The organism is Pseudomonas antarctica, assembly GCF_900624995.1.
Classification (GTDB): Bacteria; Pseudomonadota; Gammaproteobacteria; order Pseudomonadales; family Pseudomonadaceae; genus Aquipseudomonas; species Aquipseudomonas antarctica.
The window spans coordinates 83,180-100,490 of the sequence record NZ_UYXQ01000012.1; the positions used below are offsets into that span (position 1 = coordinate 83,180).

The window sequence follows — 17,311 nt, forward strand, 5'->3', positions numbered from 1 at the left end:
GGCTTATGCCCCGTGGCACTTCTTGAATTTCTTCTCGCTGCCGCACGGGCAAGGATCGTTACGACCAACGTCCTTCAAGGCATTGCGCACCGGCTCCTGGTGAGCGTGGCCGCAGTTCGGGCCGTGGACATGACCGTGGTCGTGATCATGATGATCATGGTGATCGTGATCGTGGTTGCAGTCAGGACCATGGACATGGGGTTGCTGAGTCATCGATGTCGCTCCGGAATAAAATCGCCGGGGATTATCTCGCCATTGTGGTTCACCTGCACGTCATTACCGATGAATAATCCGGTTTTCAGTTCGCCTTCCAACCGATACGGCACGGGTTTGCTCGGTTTTTTCAGCATCTGCACCACGTCACGTATCTGCGGCCAGAGGTTGGTGCGCACCGACACCCGAAAAAAAGCATGGCCGCGCGGCGGTACGGTGAGCCACTCGTTGGATTCGCCTTCGGTCAGCACAAAATCGCCCAAGCTGACCTTATAGATCAGGCCGCGCACTGTGAGGTCGGCGTCGTCGCGGTTGTCCACACGAAAGAACAGCTTGAATTTCTGCTCCAGCAACTTGGCCCGCACCACTTCGACTTTCACCAGGGATACGTGGGGCGGGGGGGACGTGTCCTCGAACCACGAGGCGCAGCCAGTCAGGCCAAAGGTTAACGCCAGCATCAAGCTGTACATCCGAAGCATGGCGTTAATCCTTTGAGGGTTAGAGGTAGCTGGAACAGCACTTCTTGAATTTATGCCCACTGCCGCACAAACATACATCATTGCGCCCGGCCTTCACCTCTACCGTCGGGTCGATGAAGTACCAGCGTCCATCATTCTGTACGAAAGAGGACTGCTCGCGGTGGCTGTGTTCACCGGTGCTGTCGTGCCAGCGCGCGGTGAAGGTCACGAACGCATGTTCCGGCTGGCCGCCGAACACCTCGGAGCCTTCCACTTCGAGGCCGAGCCAAGTGCTCTGGGCACTCCAGGCGCCGATGGCGGCGCGGTCCAGGCCCGCTTGTTGCGCCGGCAACGTAGTGGCTACCAGATAGTCCACAAGGCCCAACACGTAGGCGCTGTAGCGAGAACGCATCAGCGCACTGGCGCAGGGCGCCGGGTGGCCGGCGTGATAATGGCCGCAGCAGGCATCCAGCAGGTTGCCACTGCCGCAGGGGCAAATGGATGTACTCATGGTTACCACCAATACTTTCCGAAGTTTTCCGGGTTGGCCCAGAAGCGGGCGTTGAGCCAGTCCGGCACCTGTTTATAGTCAAGCAGATCATAGGTAAACAGCGTCAGCACCTGATCATCACGCTGGAAGCGTTCGCCAGCCTGCAGGGCCAGGGAGAAGAAGTCGGTGTCCTTCCAACCGCAGGCGCCCAGGTCCACCAGCACCGCAATGCGGCTGGCATTGAGGTTGCGAATGCCGCCGAGCAAGGTCAGGCCTTGCGGTTTTGACAGGTGCTCCAGGCAATCAACCACCAGCGCCAAGTCAAAACGTTGCGCAGCAAGTTCTGCCGGTAATGGCCCGGGCGCAGCAATGGCCACCTGGGTGTCCGGGTGCTCGGCTTGAAAGGCCTCCAGCGCCGGAAACTGGCTGGCGCCCAACAGCAACAGGCGTTTGGGCTGGTGCAAATCCAGCAAAGCGGCCAGCGCTTGCTGCGGCGTACGGGAAGAAATACCAGCGGTCATCAGAGATCCTCACATCAGGACCGTAGAGACTAGCGCGGCTACGCGTGCGGGCCTAGAGCGGGCGGCGTCGAAAAGTCGCGAGTTAACGGCGATCTCCAATAAATACGGGGGTGTGGCGCAGTGGCGCAGATGAAAAGAGCCGTCTTTACTCCACCTGTCGGCCCCCGCCGATCCCCTCAGGAGAAATCAGATGAGCATCATGCGGACAGCTCTACCCTTGGTTCTGCTAACCGGAGTATTGACAGGTTGCGCAGGTTTGCAAAAAACCGATTGGCCCACCTGTGCAGCGGTCGGTGGTGTGACGGGCGCTGCGATTGGCGCCACTGAAAGTTCGGCGTACGCGGGTTATGGCGCGTTGCTGGTCGGCGGCATGGCGGGCGCCTATTGCTGGGTGCACGGCGATGGCGACGAAGATGGTGATGGTGTGCCGGACAGCCGCGACAAGTGCCCAGGCACACCGAAAGGCGTGCAGGTGGATGCCAATGGTTGCCCTCCGGCGCCGGTGGCGGCCATGGTAGAGGAGGTGGTTGTGGTCAAAGAGGAGACCATCGTGATCCGCGATGTGCACTTCCAGTTCGACTCGGCGAAGCTGACGGCGGCGGACAAAACCAAGCTCGACACCATTGCCACGCGCCTGAAACAGGAAGCCCCGAGCGCGCAACTGCGGGTCAGTGGGCACACCGACAGCGTCGGCAAAGATGCCTACAACCAGAAACTCTCGCAAACACGCGCGCACTCGGTGACGGATTACCTGGTGGGCGCGGGTGTGCCGCGCAGCAGCTTTGTGTCAGTGGTCGGCGCGGGCGAAAGCCAGCCGGTGGCCGATAACAAAACCGCCGATGGCCGTGCCTTGAACCGTCGCGTGGAAATAAAAATCAACCGCTGACAGCCTTTGCCCCTGTGGGAGCCACAGGGGCATTGCTGGCGATCCTCGCCGAAACCGCAGGAAAACCGTCCCTTTATCAAGTTTTTTCATCCTTCACTGGCAAATCGCCTGTAGAAGTCGGTACTGTGCGCCCAAAGAATAATAGGCAGGGGCATGCGGGATGAAGGTGTTTTGGGGGCTGGGAAAGTTTCTGACGTTGTTGTTCTGGGTCGTGGTGGTGGTCAATCTGTTCATACCGCTCGCCAATCCGTTCCACCTGTTGGTCAACCTGGCCGGCAGTCTGTTGTTTCTTACCCACCTGTTGGAGTTGCTGTTGTTCAACAGCAGCTTGAAACACCGTGCCTACCCCTGGCGTGACCGCTTGCAGATTCTGTTGGTGGGAATGTTCCATGTGCGGGGCCTGTCGGCACCTGCCGCCATTGATGAAAAGAACAAGGAGGCCAATCATGCGTAAGGTTTTTCTGTTGGCCCTGTTGGTCAGCCCCATTGCCCTGGCCCAGAGCGTCAGTGTTGAAACCAACTCGCTGATGCGCCTGCCCAGCAGTACCAGCGTGTTGCAGCTGGAACGCCTGGATGTGGCCGACTACGGCACATTGTTGGTGCCGGCGACCATCAGCCAAGTCTCGGTGGACGAGTTGCACTTGGGGCGTGAGGCGCGCATCGCCATCGCCCCCGGCAATACCGCGCTGCAATTGCAGGTGCGCAACGCGCAGTTGGAACATGGCAGCCAGATCACCTCGCGCGGTGCTCCCGGCACGCACGAAAGGCCTGCTAAAGCTGGGCGTGACTTGGTCCTGCGCATTAACGCCCTGACCGCTGACGAACTGTCGGTGGACGCGCGTGGCGGCGCCGGTGCCCAAGGTTATGCTGGGCTTGACGGCGCCAACGGCGTCGACCCGGGCTGCACCTGGGGTTCAGCCGGGCGTGGTGCCAACGGTGATAACGGCGGTGATGGCCTGCCAGGCGCGGCGGGCGCGACCGTGCGTGTCGAGCTGCCGCAGAGCTTCCCGGCTGAGCAGATCAAGGTTTGGGTGGACGGCGGGGCAGGCGGTTTGGCCGGTACCGCCGGTAAGCCTGGCAAAGGCGGGCAGTCCAAGGGTTGCCTGGTGTATCGCGCCGACGGCGGCGACAAGGGCCGGCCTGGCTTGGAAGGGCAACCGGGGCCGGCAGGGCCTGCGGGGGCTGTGACTATTCAGCGGCTCTGAGTCGCCTGGTCTGACGCCATCGCGGGCAAGCCCGACTCCCACATTGAAATGCGATTACCTGTGGGAGCCGGGCTTGCCCGCGATGGCGGAATAAAAATCGCCTCAGAACATCGGCCGAGCCGAAGCAATCGCCACCACCACCCACCCAACAATCAGATTAATCCCCACCAACTTGCGAATCTGCCCCAGCGCAGCCGCACCTGTCGGCCAATCCTCGGCTGCCACCGCCTTGCGCAGTTCCGGGAACTTCAACGCCTGGATACGGATAAACAGCGCCGTCATCACCAGATATAAGCCCATCATCACTTGCACATAGCGCGGCGCGGTCTCAAACCCACTGAAACGCAGTTGCAGCAGGCCGATGCCGCTGATCGGCAAAACCAGCACCGCGACCCAGACCCACACGAAAAAACGTTGAAACACATTCGCCCACAACTTGAGCCGGGCAGGGCCCTCAAGTGCCGCCATGGCGGCGGGGCGCAGGATCATCCAGGCGAAAAACATACCGCCGACCCAGATCAAGGCGGCCAGTACATGCAGGGTGTAAACGAGGCTAAACGCGGTCATTGTGGTACTCCGTTCTGCGCGGGATTAATTAGCGGGGTATGATAGCGGCCGATCCGAACCACTGAAAATTTATCCAGCGTTTTTTGCGCCCGACTATCCATGATCAGCACTGAACTCAAAACCACGATCCAGGGCGCCTATTCGCGTTTTCTCGAAGCCAAGAGCTTGAAACCGCGCTACGGCCAACGCCTGATGATCGCCGAAGTGGCCAAAGTCCTCGGGGCTATCGACACCGACGACGAAGGTCGGCGCAGTGGCGACCCTGCGGTTGTGGCCGTCGAAGCCGGCACGGGCACGGGTAAGACCGTGGCCTACAGCCTGGCCGCGATCCCGACCGCCAAGGCCGCCGGCAAGCGCCTGGTGATTGCCACCGCGACCGTCGCCCTGCAAGAGCAGATCGTCTACAAAGACCTGCCCGATCTGATGCGCAACAGCGGCCTGAACTTCACCTTCGCCTTGGCCAAGGGCCGTGGCCGTTACATGTGCCTGTCCAAGCTCGACGTACTCCTGCAGGAAGGCCATGCGCAAACCGCCACGGCGTCGCTGTTCGAAGAAGAAGGCTTCAAGATTGAGGTTGATGAAGTCAGCCAGAAGCTGTTTACCAGCATGATCGAGAAACTTGCCGGCAACAAATGGGACGGCGACCGCGACAGCTGGCCCACCGCTCTGGAAGACGCCGACTGGGCGCGCCTGACCACCGACCACAGCCAGTGCACCAATCGCCATTGCCCCAACTTCGGCCAGTGCGCCTTCTACAAGGCCCGCGAAGGCATGGGCAAGGTCGACGTGATCGTCACCAACCACGACATGGTCCTGGCTGACCTGGCCCTGGGCGGCGGCGCCGTGCTGCCGGACCCGCGCGACACCCTTTACGTATTCGACGAAGGCCATCACCTGCCGGACAAGGCCATTGGCCACTTCGCCCATTACACACGCTTGCGCTCCACCGCCGACTGGCTGGAAACCACCGCCAAGAACCTCACCAAACTGCTGGCCCAGCACCCGCTGCCCGGCGACCTGGGCAAGTTGATCGAGCAGGTGCCGGAGCTCGCGCGCGAGATCAAGACCCAGCAGCAATTCATGTTCAGCGCCTGCGAGCAGGTCGCCGACTTTAAACCCGGCGAAGACGTGGAAGGCCGCGAGCGGCCGCGTCACCGCTTCGTCGGCGGGTTGATCCCCGAGCACATGCGTGAAATGGGTATCGAGCTGAAGAAGGGCTTTTCGCGCCTGACTGACTTGTTTACCCGCCTGACCGACTTACTCAAGGAAGGCATGGACGGCGAGGTCAATATTGGCATCGCCAGCAACCAGGCTGAAGAGTGGTATCCGTTGTTCGGCAGCCTGTTGTCGCGTTCCCAGGGTAACTGGGAGCTGTGGACCGCCTTCACCGTCGAAGACCCTGAAGACAACCCGCCGATGGCGCGTTGGCTGACCTTGTCGGAAAGCGGCGCGCTGTTTGATATCGAGGTCAACGCCAGCCCGATCCTTGCCGCCGAAATGTTGCGCCGCAACCTGTGGAACGTGGCCTACGGTTGCCTGGTGACCTCGGCCACGCTGACGGCCCTGGGCACCTTCGACCGCTTCCGCATGCGTGCCGGCCTGCCGAAAAAAGCCGTCACCACCGTGGTGCCGAGCCCGTTCCACCATGCCGACGCGGGTGTGCTGCGGGTGCCGGACCTCAAGGCCGACCCTCGGGACGCGCCGGCGCACACGGCGGCGATCATCCGTGACCTGCCAGCGTTGGTTGAAGGCTCGCGCGGCACGCTGGTGCTGTTCTCCTCGCGCAAGCAAATGCAGGACGTGTTCGACGGCCTCGACCGCGACTGGCGCAAGCAGGTGTTTATCCAAGGCAACCTGTCCAAGCAGGAAACCCTGAACAAGCACAAGGCGCGTGTCGATGGCGGCGATTCCAGCGTGCTGTTCGGCCTGGCCAGTTTCGCCGAAGGCGTGGACTTGCCTGGCGCCTACTGTGAGCACGTGGTGATCGCCAAGATCCCGTTCTCGGTGCCGGATGACCCGGTCGAGGCGGCCTTGGCCGAATGGATCGAAGCACGGGGCGGTAACCCGTTCATGGAAATCTCGGTGCCGGATGCTTCCTTGAAGCTGGTCCAGGCCTGCGGGCGCTTGCTGCGCACCGAGGAAGACCGGGGCACCATCACCTTGCTCGACCGTCGTTTGGTCACGCAGCGCTATGGCAAAGCTATCCTCAATGCTTTGCCGCCGTTCAGGCGCGAAATTTCTTAAGCCACCGTGGGCGAACTCGCCCACATCGTGGTCTATCTCACTGTTATCGATTTATGTCATCAGGCCATTCACCGGCCGTTTGGGAGAACCTTGTTCGTATGATTCGCACGCTGCCTGTTCTTTTTGCCTTGCTGTTCGCCGCACCCTTGATGGCCGCGCCCGGTGGGCAACAAACGCTGTTCAACTTCGTGCGGCCTGCCGATGTGGTCAAGGTGGCGACCCAAGATGCCAGCCTGCCGCAATACAATGCCGAACAAACCCCCGAAGGCGAAGTGCTGCGCCGCATCACCTTCAACCCGGCGGCCGAACCGAGCCTGGTGCTCAGCCCGCAAACCGGCGTCTGGGACTGGTCGCAGTCCGGCGCCATGAGCCTGCGCATCCAGAGCGCCATGGACTGGGCGCTGACCCTCTACGTCAAAGTGCAAAGCACCGACGGCAAAACCCTGGTCAGCCGCATCGACCTGCCAGCTGGCCCGGCCCAGACCCTGTTGATTCCGCTGCAGGCCAACACGCCGCTGAGCCAGGGCATGAAGGCCGGGCCGCCGATGCCGATCACCGTGGAGGGGCAGCGCGTATTGCTGGCTGGCAGTGTCGGGGAAATCGACCGCAGCCAAGTGGCTTCGGTCACCCTGTCGATGATCAAGCCCAACGCCGCGCAAAGTATCCTGCTGGAACGCTTCGGCGTGCAGGACAGCGAGCCGGTGCTGAAGGCGGCCTACAGCGAACTGGTCGATGCGTATGGCCAGTCGACCCGCGCGCGCTGGCCGGAAAAGGTCAGCAGCGACGAACAACTCAAAGCTGCAGCAGCCAAAGAGCAGCTACAACTCAAGGGCTGGCTGGCTGAGCGCGACAAGTCTTCGCTGGACCAATACGGCGGCTGGAACAAAGGCCCGGCGTTCGAAGCCAGCGGCTTTTTTCGCACCGAGAAGCGCGACGGTCGCTGGTTCCTGGTAACGCCGGAAGGCCATCCGTTCTACTCCCTGGGCGTCAACACTGTGGCGCCGGACAACAACCAGACTTATGTGGCCGGTCGCGAGTGGATGTTTGCCGCGCTGCCCCAGGCCGGCGAGCCGTTCGACACGTACTACGGCAGTGGTGATAACCGCGGTGGCAACGGCGCTGACCAGGGCCGGGGCTTCAATGTGGGGCGTTGGTACGACTTCTACGGCGCCAACCTGCAGCGTACTTACGGCACTGACGGTTTTGATCAGAAGCGTTGGGTCACGCACACCCTGGACCGCCTGCAAGCCTGGGGTTTCAACACCGTAGGCAACTGGAGCGACGAAGGTTTGGCCCGTGCCGACCGCGTGCCTTACACCTTGCCGCTGTCGATTGTCGGTGACTACGCCAGCATCAGCACCGGCACCGACTGGTGGGGCGGCATGCCCGACCCGTTCGACCCGCGTTTTGCCATGGCCACTGAACGTGCCGTGGCCATTGCTGCTCGCGATCACCGCGACGACCCTTGGCTGATCGGCTTTTTTGCCGATAACGAGCTGGCTTGGGCCGGGCCCGGCGACGATGCAAAATCCCGTTACGCCTTGGCCTACGGCACGCTGCGCATGACCACCGACGTACCGGCCAAGCGCGCATTCCTCAAACAACTGCGCGACAAGTACCGCAATGAAGACGGCCTGTCTAAGGCTTGGGGCATTCACCTGGCGGGCTGGGAGCTGATGGAAGACCCAGGCTTCGAGCCGCCGATGCCAAACCCTGAGCATCCGGCGATCGAAGCCGACTTCAAATACTTCCAGAAGACCTTCGCCGATGCGTATTTCAAGACCCTCTCTGATTCGCTGAAATGGCACGCGCCCAACCAGTTGCTGCTGGGCGGCCGTTATGCCGTGAGCACGCCGGAAGCCGTGGCGTCCTGCGCCCAGTATTGCGATGTGCTGAGTTTCAACATGTACACCCTCAAGCCGCAGGACGGTTATGACTTTACTGCTTTGCACGCGCTGGATAAGCCGGTGCTGATCACCGAGTTCAACTTCGGCTCGGCGGACCGTGGCCCCTTCTGGGGCGGCGTGACGCAGTTGGCTAAGGAAGAGGACCGTGGCGCGGCCTACAGCAACTTCCTCAAGCAGGCTATGGCTGAGCCGTCGATCGTCGGCGTGCACTGGTTCCAGTACCTGGACCAACCGGTGACCGGCCGTCTGCTGGATGGTGAGAACGGCCACTTTGGCCTTGTCGGCATCACCGATGTGCCGTTCCAGGGCTTTGTCGACAGCGTGCGTAAAAGCAACCTGGCGGCGGTCGACCAGTTGGGTAAAGAGGCGCAAAAGGCCAAGGCCGCCAGCGCGGTTCGTGAGCGCGAAGGCGGCAGGTCGGGGCGTGCAGGCAAGGGCGCGGGGCAGGGCGCCGGACACGCCGGTGGGCACGCTGGAAACGGCCATTGATTCATCGTTGACGGGTTCACAAAACCCCTAATGACTGGAACAATGTCGGCCACTTCTTACAGGGTTTTCCAAGGCGGCTTAGGTGCAGATTCAGGGTCATTACGCGCTCCAGTTCGAAGCGGTACACGAAGCGTTCGCCGCGTTGTTCGATGATCCGCAGGAGCGTGGTGCCGGGCTGTGTATCCAAATCGGCGGCGAAACCGTCGTCGACCTGTGGGCCGGCACGGCGGACAAGGATGGGGCTGATGCCTGGCACAGCGACACTATCGTCAACCTGTTCTCCTGCACCAAGACCTTCACGGCCGTTACGGCCTTGCAATTGGTGGCCGAGGGCAAGTTGAAACTCGACGCGCCCGTCGCTGACTATTGGCCGGAGTTTGCGGCGGCCGGTAAAGAAGCTATTACCTTGCGTCAGTTGCTCTGCCACCAGGCTGGGCTGCCTGCGATTCGCGAGATGCTGCCTGCCGAGGCCTTGTATGACTGGCAACTGATGGTCGAAACCCTGGCGGCCGAAGCTCCGTGGTGGACGCCGGGCCAAGGGCATGGCTACGAGGCCATCACCTACGGCTGGCTGATCGGTGAATTGCTGCGCCGCGCCGACGGCCGCGGCCCGGGCGAGTCCATTGTGGCGCGGGTTGCGCGGCCACTGGGCCTGGACTTTCATGTGGGCCTGGCGGATGAAGAGTTTTATCGTGTTGCCCATATAGCACGCAGCAAAGGCAATATGGGCGATGAGGCTGCGCAACGATTACTGCAAGTAATGATGCGCGAGCCTGCGGCCATGACTACGCGTGCATTTGCCAATCCACCGTCCATTCTGACCAGCACTAATAAGCCCGAATGGCGGCGCATGCAGCAGCCTGCGGCAAATGGTCATGGCAATGCGCGCAGCCTGGCGGGTTTTTATAGCGGCTTGTTGGACGGTAGTTTGCTGGAAAGTGACATGCTCGAACAATTGACGCGCGAACACAGTATCGGACCGGATAAAACCTTATTGACCCAAACCCGTTTCGGTTTGGGCTGTATGTTGGATCAACCGCAATTACCCAATGCCACGTTCGGCCTTGGCCCACGTGCGTTTGGCCATCCTGGCGCCGGTGGCTCGGTGGGGTTTGCCGATCCGGAACATGATGTAGCGTTCGGTTTTGTGACTAATACACTGGGGCCTTACGTACTTATGGACCCGCGTGCACAGAAGTTGGTCGGAATATTGGCCGGTTGTCTGTAAAGAGCTTGCTGTTTCACGTTTTTTTGTTACAAAGGCAACTATAAGAAGGCGCTGAACGAAATTTTGTAACTTTAATGTTCTGTAAGCGTCTGTTTAACGGGTCAACCAGACCCCCCGGTTTCTTCTCATTTTGTGGATATCTCATGTTATCGAACAAGTCCTTGGCACTGGCGCTGTGCCTCACTATTACTGGCTGCGCACAAACTCCACAAAGTGATGCCGAAGGTGGGCATTGGTGGTCATTTGGATCTGACAAGGCTGCTACCAAGGACGCAGTGACCCAAACCGATGCCAAGCCGGATGCTAAACCTGCTGCGGGCGCTAAGCCTGTCGCGCCGGTTGCCGCAGCTGCGGCTCCAGCACCTGCCGCTGCTGCCGCCCCGGTAGCCAAAGCTGACACCGGCAGCTGGTGGCCGTTTTTCTCCAAGAGCGCTGATGAAAAGGCCGCGGATGCCAAGGCTGATCTGAAAGCCGACCTCAAGGCCGCAACACCGGCTTCGACTCCGGACGCCGCGCCTGCTGTCGCCAAGACCAGCACCGAGACCAAATGGTGGTGGCCGTTCGAAAGCAAGCCAAAGCCATTGGCCAAGGTTGACGTGACCAACGTGCCGATGCCGGACCCGAAAATCACCCAAGCCTGGCTGGACGACTATGAGCCGCGCCTGCGCGCTGCGATCAAGGACAGCAACCTGCAACTGGAACGTCGCGACAACGTACTGGTGGTAATTGCTCCGGTAGATGGTTCCTACAACCCGAAACGCCCAGCGATGTTGCTGCCGGTCACTCTGGGGCCGTTCACCCGTGTCGCCAAGGCTGTTGAAGCCGATCCCAAGACCGCCGTGCTGGTTCTTGGCCACGTCGACACCAGTGGTGCCGAACCTGTGAGCCAGGCTTTGACCCGCGAGCGAGCGCAGTCCATCGCTTCGATTTTCAGCCTCAGCGGCCTGAAGCAAGATCGCCTGATGCTGCGTGGCATGGGCGACCTTATGCCGCGTGCTGCCAACGACAGTAATCAGGGGCGTGCGCTGAACCGTCGCATGGAAATCATGTTCACTCAGCGTACAACTATGTTGGCCCTGCTGAGCAAGTACAACTCGGGCAAGACACCGCCTGTGGCGGAATTGGTCGCTGTGCAGAATGTTCCGGCTCCGGCCCCAGCTGCAAAAGCGCCGGCGAAAAAGGCACCCGCTGCGAAGAAAGCCGCAGCCAAGCCCGCCGCAAAAAAAGCTCCGGCCAAGCCAGCTGCCAAGAAGCCAGCGCCAGCCAAAGCCAAGGCCAAGGCCGCTGCACCGGTTGCCAACGACCAGGCGAAAAACTGATCTGCTGAACCAGAAGGATAAAGCCGCATGACCCAGCCACTGGCCGATATGCGCCGTGACTACACACGCGATGGTTTGAGCGAGGCCCAGGCCCCGAGCGAGCCGTTTGCGTTGTTCCACCAGTGGTTTGCTGACGCGGTGAAAACCGAACAGCCCCCGGTGGAGGCCAATGCCATGACCTTGGCCACGGTCGACCAGGAAGGTCGTCCGCACTGCCGCATCCTGCTGCTCAAGGGCCTGGATGCGCAGGGCTTTACCTTCTTCACCAATTATCAGAGCGCCAAGGGTGAACAGCTTGCGGCGCGGCCTTTTGCGGCCATGACGTTCTTCTGGCCTAGCCTGGAGCGCCAGGTGCGTATCGAAGGGCGGGTGGTCAAGGTCACGCCTGAGGAATCGGACGCTTATTATCAGGTCCGCCCGTTGGGTAGCCGTCTTGGCGCTTGGGCATCACCGCAGAGCCAGGTCATTCGTGATCGCGAAGAACTGCAGGACTTGCTCAAGGCCACCGAGCAGCGCTTCAGCGATACCCAACCCGACTGCCCTGAGCATTGGGGCGGCTATCGCCTGCTGCCCGAGCGCATCGAGTTCTGGCAGGGCCGCGCCAGCCGCCTGCATGACCGCCTGAACTATCGCCTGCAAACCGGCGAGTGGACTCGCGAGCGCCTTGCGCCCTGAGCTTCACCTTTCGTCACATTCTCCTGAATGTTGTCTGCCGCACCGAAGTCTCTCACCAAGAGGCTTCGGCGTTTTGCTGTGCGACTACTATGATCAACGCTTCCATGACATTGTTTGGAGCAAGGTGAGAGCTACCGTTCGTCGAGTTTTCTGGTACTGGCAGTCTGTACTAAGGCTGAATGAAAGCAATTTTCTGACGTGCTTGCCGTGACAGGCGCCAAGCTGCGGCGTCTAATGAATACCTGTCCTTTGGAGTTGATGCTATGCGTAAGTCCGTTTTACTAGTTGCCTGCTTTACCACCCTGTCGTTGTTGTTGGGTGGCTGCGCCTCGAGTCTGACCGGCGACTCGTACTCCCGTGACGAGGCGCGCCGTGTACAGACCGTTCGCATGGGCACCATTGAATCCCTGCGTCCGGTGAAAATCGAAGGCACCAAGACCCCAATCGGCGGCGCTGCTGGCGCAGTCATCGGCGGCGTTGGCGGCAGCGCCATCGGCGGCGGCCGTGGCAGTATCGTCACCGCTGTGATCGGCGCGGTAGCCGGCGGCCTGCTGGGCTCCGCCACCGAAGAAGGCCTGACCCGTACCCAGGGCGTGGAAATCACCGTTCGCGAAGACGACGGCAGCATGCGCGCCTACGTACAAGCCGTGCAGGAAAATGAAATCTTCCGCATCGGCGACCGCGTGCGCATCATGACCGTTAACGGCACCAGCCGCGTTACGCGTTAAGCGCCGGTCGTAGAAACATAAAACCCCAACCGGGTGACCGGTTGGGGTTTTTTGATGTTTTTCTCAAAACGCAGGCGATAAAAAACCGCCTTAGTCAGGCGGTTTTTTATTGCAAACTCAGTTTGCGGCTGAGGTTGCGCTTTCACAGGAAACCATGACCTGTATCCAAAGGCCAACGTGTTCCGGTAAGTAGGCTGGAAGTAAGGCCCAACTCATGGCGGGCCGAGTATGTCGAAGTTTGCACGACGTACGTGGAACCTCGTAGTGAATGCCCTGCGTGTTTATCACGTGGGTATTCCTGCGGGACAGCTTCGATGACCTCTAAGGTCTGAGAAGTGGAGCCGCCTCGGCTTGAGCCGAGGCGGCTTCTTGATTTTTTGCGTTGCTACTTCAGACCTGAAAGTGCTTCACCATCGTGTTCAATTCATGCGCCAGGCTGGCGAGGGATTGCGAGGCAGCCGTCGTTTGGGTTGAGCCTTGCGCCGACTGAGTCGACAGCTGTTGAATATTCAGCAAGTTGCGATCAACCGCCCGTGCAACGTCGGCCTGCTCTGCCGCCGCCGTGGTAATCACCAGGTTACGGTCGTTGATCTCATCGTTAGCCGCCAGGATATCCGCCAGCGCTTGCTGAGCCAGCTCGGCCAACGCCAGGGTCTGCTGGGTCATGGTGCTGCTGTCGAGCATAGTGTGGACGGTGCTGGCGGTATTGGTCTGAATACTGCCGATCATTTGTTCGATTTCCTGGGTCGATTGGGCCGTTCGGTGGGCTAGGGCGCGCACTTCATCGGCGACCACTGCAAAACCACGCCCGGCCTCACCGGCACGCGCCGCTTCGATGGCCGCGTTCAGGGCCAACAGGTTGGTTTGCTCGGCAATGGTGCGGATCACATCAAGTACTTTGCCGATGCCTTTGGCTTGTTCAGCCAGGCCGCCCACTTGCCCGGAGCTGACCTCAACACCACGGGTCAGCGCCTGGATGGCATTCAACGCCTCGACCATGCGCTGCTGGCCTTTCAACGCAATGCTGCGCGACTCCTGCGAAAGGTCAGAGGTCGAGGCCGCATTGCGCGCCACCTCTTCAATCGCGGTGGTCATCTCGGTGACGGCGGTGGCCGCCTGCTCGATCTCCCCGTGTTGCTGCTGCAGGTCGCGGCTACCTTCGGCGGTGACGGCATTAAGCTCTTCGGCGGCCGCGGCCAGTTGGCTGGATGATCCGGTAATCTGGCGCAGGGTCTGCACCAGGTTATTACGCATGGTTTCTTGCGCGCGGAGCAGGCGGGTAGCCTCGTCGTTGCCCGTGGGTGTAATGGGCTGGGTGAGGTCGCCCTTGGCGATGGTTTCGGCCACCTGTACCGCTTCCATGATCGGCCCGGTAATGCTTCGGGTCAGCAACCACGCTACCAAGACAGTGCCGGCACTCACCAGCAGGATGACGATCGCGATACCGTTCACCGCGTGCTGGTAAGCGTCTTCGGACATGCGTGCGGCGTGTTCTGCGCCTTTGTTGGCGAGGTCTATCAGTTGGTCGAAGTTCTTGGTCATCTGCTCATAGCTTTCTCGAATGCTGTTGAGAAAGTCGCGGGCGCCGGCTTTGTCGCCTGAGCGTGAGCGCTTGAGCATCTCGGTGTGGTTCTTGGCATAGCCCTCGAGGCTCTGGTTGAACGCGTCGAGGCGTGATTTTTCCTCTGAGGTACGCAGTAGCCCTGCATAGTGAACCATCTGCTCCTTAACCGCTTTCAAGCGGCCTGCGGATTTGTCTTCATAGGTCTGCATATCCGCATCGCTTGAGGACAGGATGTGCGCCATTTCTCCGAGACGAAAACGATCGAGTGAAGCATTCGCCAAGGCCAGCAGCCGGACGCGCTGCATCCAATTGTTTTGAATGTCTGTTGCCTGGGACTGGACTTCGCCAATCTGCTTGAGGGCGAACAGGCCGAGAAACACACTCAGTGACGCAATAGCGGCGAAGCCGATGAAGGCTCTGGCTGCGATTCTTATATTTCTCAGGAACATAGGCTTGTCGCTCGGGCTGGAAACGCGTTGGGGAGCAAGGTCGGGCGGGCATCCCAGGCCGGGACGGTGAAATCGCCACAACAGATAGTCGGCGCGAGGATGAAAGTCTTTAGGCCGCACAGGCGGATTACTGGCTAAACGTAGGCTGCGGAACTAGAAAAACCCCAACCGGATGACCGATTGGGGTTTTTGGCGTGTGTCAGGGGCTCAGGCTTTCTTGCGACTCGCCATCGCCGTTACTGCATAACCAATACAAGCCGCCAGGATCGACCCGGTAAGGATGCCCATTCTATCTTCACCCGCGAACTCGCTGGCGCCCGGCACAAAGGCCAGTGAGCCGACAAACAGGCTCATGGTGAAGCCGATACCGCACAGGATCGCCACCCCGAACACCTGGCCCCAGTTCGCGCCACTGGGCAGGGCAGCAAGACCGGTCTTGATCGCGAGCCAGGTAAGGCCGAACACGCCGACGGTTTTGCCGATCAGCAGGCCAGCAGCGATGCCCAGAGGCACATGATGGGTGAAGCTTTCCAGGCTGACGCCGGTGAGGGACACTCCGGCGTTGGCGAACGCGAACAGCGGCAGGATAGCGTAGGCCACCCACGGGTGCAGGGCGTGTTCCAGCGTCATCAACGGCGAGGGCTCGGCATTCTTGGTGCGCATCGGAATGCAGAAGGCCAGCGTTACCCCGGCCAGCGTGGCGTGCACGCCACTCTTGAGCACGCACACCCACAGGATCAGGCCGATGATCAAGTAGGGCCCGAGTTTGATCACGCCCAGTCGGTTCATCGCGATCAAAGCAATCAGGCAAGCGCCTGCACCCGCCAAGGCGGCGCCCGACAAGTCGGCCGAATAGAACACGGCGATGACGATGATTGCACCGAGGTCATCGATAATGGCCAAGGTCATCAGGAACAGCTTCAGCGACACTGGAACCCGCTTGCCCAGCAGCGCCAACACACCCAGGGCGAAGGCAATGTCGGTAGCCATTGGGATAGCCCAGCCGGAGAGCGCCGCCGGGAAGTCCTTGTTGATCGCCCAGTAGATCAGCGCCGGAACCACCATGCCGCCAATGGCCGCAGCGCCTGGCAACACCACTTGCGAGGGTTTGGACAGGTGGCCGTCGAGCAGCTCGCGCTTAACTTCCAGGCCGATCAGCAGGAAGAACAGGGCCATGAGGCCGTCGTTGATCCACAGCAGGGCGGGTTTAGCGATTTTCAGCGCACCAATTTGTGCCACCACCGGTACGTCGAGGAAGGCGTTGTACAGGTGCGACAACGGTGAGTTGTTGATGATCAGCGCCAAGGCGGCAGCGGCGATCAACAACAGGCCGCTGGCGGCTTCCAGCTGGAAGAAACGGGTGAAAGTGCTACGCAGAGGCAAGGGACGCTCTCCAATCCAGGTTCAATAAGTGGCTACCCTAACCCGTACTGTTAGTTGTTAAAACAAAATTTATATTCTTATTTGTTATAAACGGCAGGCCGCTTTGGTATTGCAGCAAAGCCTAGCAATTGTGCGTCTATTTGAGTCGTCACTGTATCTGTGTGTCGTTTAGGAAAACCCCTAAAATTAAGGCTGAAATCTTTAGAGACGCACCTTATGAGCGACCACCGTACCTGGGCCCGCGAAGCCATTCGCATCATTGAAGCGGACTTCCAGCGTAGCGCCGACACGCACCTGATTCCTTTGCCATTACCGGGCCTGCCGGGTATCGAGTTGTACTTTAAGGACGAATCCAGCCACCCCACCGGCAGCCTCAAGCATCGGCTGGCGCGATCGCTGTTTCTGTATGCGCTGTGTAATGGCTGGCTAAAACCAGGCGCGCCGGTGATCGAAGCGTCCAGCGGTTCTACAGCGGTTTCGGAGGCGTACTTTGCGCGTTTGCTTGGCCTGCCGTTTATCGCGGTGATGCCGGCCACGACTTCCCAATCGAAGATCGACCAGATCGCCTTTTACGGTGGCAAGAGCCATCTAGTGACGGATCCGACGCAGATCTACGCCGAGTCGGAACGGTTGGCGCAGTCAAGTGGCGGTCACTTTATGGACCAATTCACCTACGCCGAACGCGCTACCGACTGGCGTGCGAACAACAACATCGCCGAGTCGATCTTCCAACAGATGCGTTTTGAGCATTACCCTGAGCCGAGCTGGTTGATTTCCAGCCCCGGCACCGGTGGCACCACGGCGACCCTGGGGCGTTATGTGCGCTATCGCCAGCATTGCACCCGCGTGCTGTGTGCCGATGCCGAGCGTTCGGTGTTCTTTGACTTCTACCAGAGCGGCGACGCCAGCCTGCGTCTGGAGTGTGGCTCGCGCATCGAGGGGATCGGCCGGCCACGGGTCGAGGCAAGTTTTTTGCCTAAGGTGA

17 protein-coding genes and 1 pseudogene are annotated in these 17,311 nt (G+C 60.4%); 10 read left to right on the forward strand and 8 right to left on the reverse strand.

Going from position 1 to position 17,311, the window contains the following annotated elements; all coding sequences use genetic code 11:
* Positions 1-3 precede the first annotated feature (3 nt).
* Genes E0F99_RS10835 through E0F99_RS10850 form a run of 4 tightly spaced genes read right to left on the reverse strand, consistent with a single transcriptional unit; the run spans position 4 to position 1,682 of the window.
* A complete protein-coding gene (locus tag E0F99_RS10835; protein ID WP_065890089.1) occupies positions 4-213 on the reverse strand; it encodes an SEC-C metal-binding domain-containing protein in 210 nt (69 codons plus the stop codon).
* Positions 210-692: an LEA/WHy family protein gene (locus E0F99_RS10840; RefSeq protein WP_083359775.1), complete on the reverse strand. Its 483-nt coding sequence runs from the start codon at positions 690-692 to the stop codon at positions 210-212. Before E0F99_RS10840 ends, E0F99_RS10835 begins: the two co-directional genes overlap by 4 nt.
* A 19-nt stretch (positions 693-711) precedes the next feature.
* Positions 712-1,182: a YchJ family protein gene (locus E0F99_RS10845; protein ID WP_083359774.1), complete on the reverse strand. Its 471-nt coding sequence runs from the start codon at positions 1,180-1,182 to the stop codon at positions 712-714.
* Positions 1,183-1,184: 2 nt separating this feature from the next.
* Positions 1,185-1,682, reverse strand: a complete 498-nt coding sequence (locus E0F99_RS10850; protein WP_083359773.1) for a DUF6231 family protein — start codon at positions 1,680-1,682, stop codon at positions 1,185-1,187.
* A gap of 190 nt (positions 1,683-1,872) precedes the next feature.
* Between E0F99_RS10850 and E0F99_RS10855 the strand changes: the two genes are divergently transcribed.
* The 3 genes from E0F99_RS10855 (at position 1,873) to E0F99_RS10865 (ending at position 3,773) form a co-directional block, all read left to right on the forward strand.
* Entirely contained in the window at positions 1,873-2,568 is a 696-nt protein-coding gene (locus E0F99_RS10855) for a PA1041 family peptidoglycan-binding anchor lipoprotein (RefSeq protein WP_083359772.1), read from the forward strand.
* A 160-nt stretch (positions 2,569-2,728) separates the two neighbouring features.
* The gene (locus tag E0F99_RS10860; RefSeq protein ID WP_083359771.1) at positions 2,729-3,022 is read left to right on the forward strand and encodes a DUF1145 domain-containing protein; all 294 of its coding nucleotides are present in this window, start codon (positions 2,729-2,731) and stop codon (positions 3,020-3,022) included.
* Positions 3,015-3,773: a collagen pro alpha-chain precursor gene (locus E0F99_RS10865; protein WP_083359770.1), complete on the forward strand. Its 759-nt coding sequence runs from the start codon at positions 3,015-3,017 to the stop codon at positions 3,771-3,773. The genes E0F99_RS10860 and E0F99_RS10865 overlap by 8 nt, the downstream gene beginning before the upstream one ends.
* Positions 3,774-3,875: 102 nt before the next feature.
* Here the strand turns inward: E0F99_RS10865 and E0F99_RS10870 are convergent, their stop codons facing one another.
* Positions 3,876-4,340: a CopD family protein gene (locus E0F99_RS10870; protein WP_083359769.1), complete on the reverse strand. Its 465-nt coding sequence runs from the start codon at positions 4,338-4,340 to the stop codon at positions 3,876-3,878.
* Positions 4,341-4,439: 99 nt separating this feature from the next.
* On the opposite strand from E0F99_RS10870, the gene dinG reads away from it, so the two are divergent.
* The 6 genes from dinG (at position 4,440) to E0F99_RS10900 (ending at position 12,930) form a co-directional block, all read left to right on the forward strand.
* Positions 4,440-6,584 carry an ATP-dependent DNA helicase DinG gene (dinG, locus tag E0F99_RS10875; protein ID WP_083359768.1) on the forward strand — a complete coding sequence of 715 codons (2,145 nt, stop codon included), beginning with the start codon at positions 4,440-4,442 and terminating at the stop codon, positions 6,582-6,584.
* A 98-nt stretch (positions 6,585-6,682) separates the two neighbouring features.
* A complete protein-coding gene (locus E0F99_RS10880; protein WP_083359767.1) occupies positions 6,683-8,980 on the forward strand; it encodes a beta-galactosidase in 2,298 nt (765 codons plus the stop codon).
* 82 nt (positions 8,981-9,062) lie between these two features.
* Positions 9,063-10,208 carry a serine hydrolase domain-containing protein gene (locus E0F99_RS10885; RefSeq protein WP_083359766.1) on the forward strand — a complete coding sequence of 382 codons (1,146 nt, stop codon included), beginning with the start codon at positions 9,063-9,065 and terminating at the stop codon, positions 10,206-10,208.
* Between the two features lie 143 nt (positions 10,209-10,351).
* Positions 10,352-11,527, forward strand: coding sequence for an OmpA family protein (locus E0F99_RS10890; RefSeq protein ID WP_083359765.1), 1,176 nt, complete (start codon positions 10,352-10,354; stop codon positions 11,525-11,527).
* Positions 11,528-11,554: 27 nt separating this feature from the next.
* Positions 11,555-12,202 carry a pyridoxamine 5'-phosphate oxidase gene (gene pdxH / locus E0F99_RS10895; protein ID WP_083359764.1) on the forward strand — a complete coding sequence of 216 codons (648 nt, stop codon included), beginning with the start codon at positions 11,555-11,557 and terminating at the stop codon, positions 12,200-12,202.
* Between the two features lie 263 nt (positions 12,203-12,465).
* The gene (locus tag E0F99_RS10900) at positions 12,466-12,930 is read left to right on the forward strand and encodes an outer membrane lipoprotein (RefSeq protein WP_016970370.1); all 465 of its coding nucleotides are present in this window, start codon (positions 12,466-12,468) and stop codon (positions 12,928-12,930) included.
* Between the two features lie 390 nt (positions 12,931-13,320).
* Here E0F99_RS10900 and E0F99_RS31090 read toward each other — a convergent pair whose 3' ends face one another.
* The 3 genes and pseudogenes from E0F99_RS31090 to nhaA form a co-directional block, all read right to left on the reverse strand.
* Entirely contained in the window at positions 13,321-14,184 is an 864-nt protein-coding gene (locus tag E0F99_RS31090; protein ID WP_408003452.1) for a methyl-accepting chemotaxis protein, read from the reverse strand.
* Positions 14,179-14,943 (reverse strand): annotated as a pseudogene (locus E0F99_RS31095) (MCP four helix bundle domain-containing protein); the annotation flags it as partial. The pseudogene E0F99_RS31095 and the gene E0F99_RS31090, both read right to left, overlap by 6 nt.
* A 207-nt stretch (positions 14,944-15,150) precedes the next feature.
* Positions 15,151-16,326, reverse strand: a complete 1,176-nt coding sequence (gene nhaA / locus E0F99_RS10910; protein WP_083359762.1) for a Na+/H+ antiporter NhaA — start codon at positions 16,324-16,326, stop codon at positions 15,151-15,153.
* A gap of 216 nt (positions 16,327-16,542) precedes the next feature.
* On the opposite strand from nhaA, the gene E0F99_RS10915 reads away from it, so the two are divergent.
* A partial coding sequence (locus E0F99_RS10915; RefSeq protein ID WP_130908762.1) for a PLP-dependent cysteine synthase family protein occupies positions 16,543-17,311 on the forward strand: 769 nt, incomplete at its 3' end.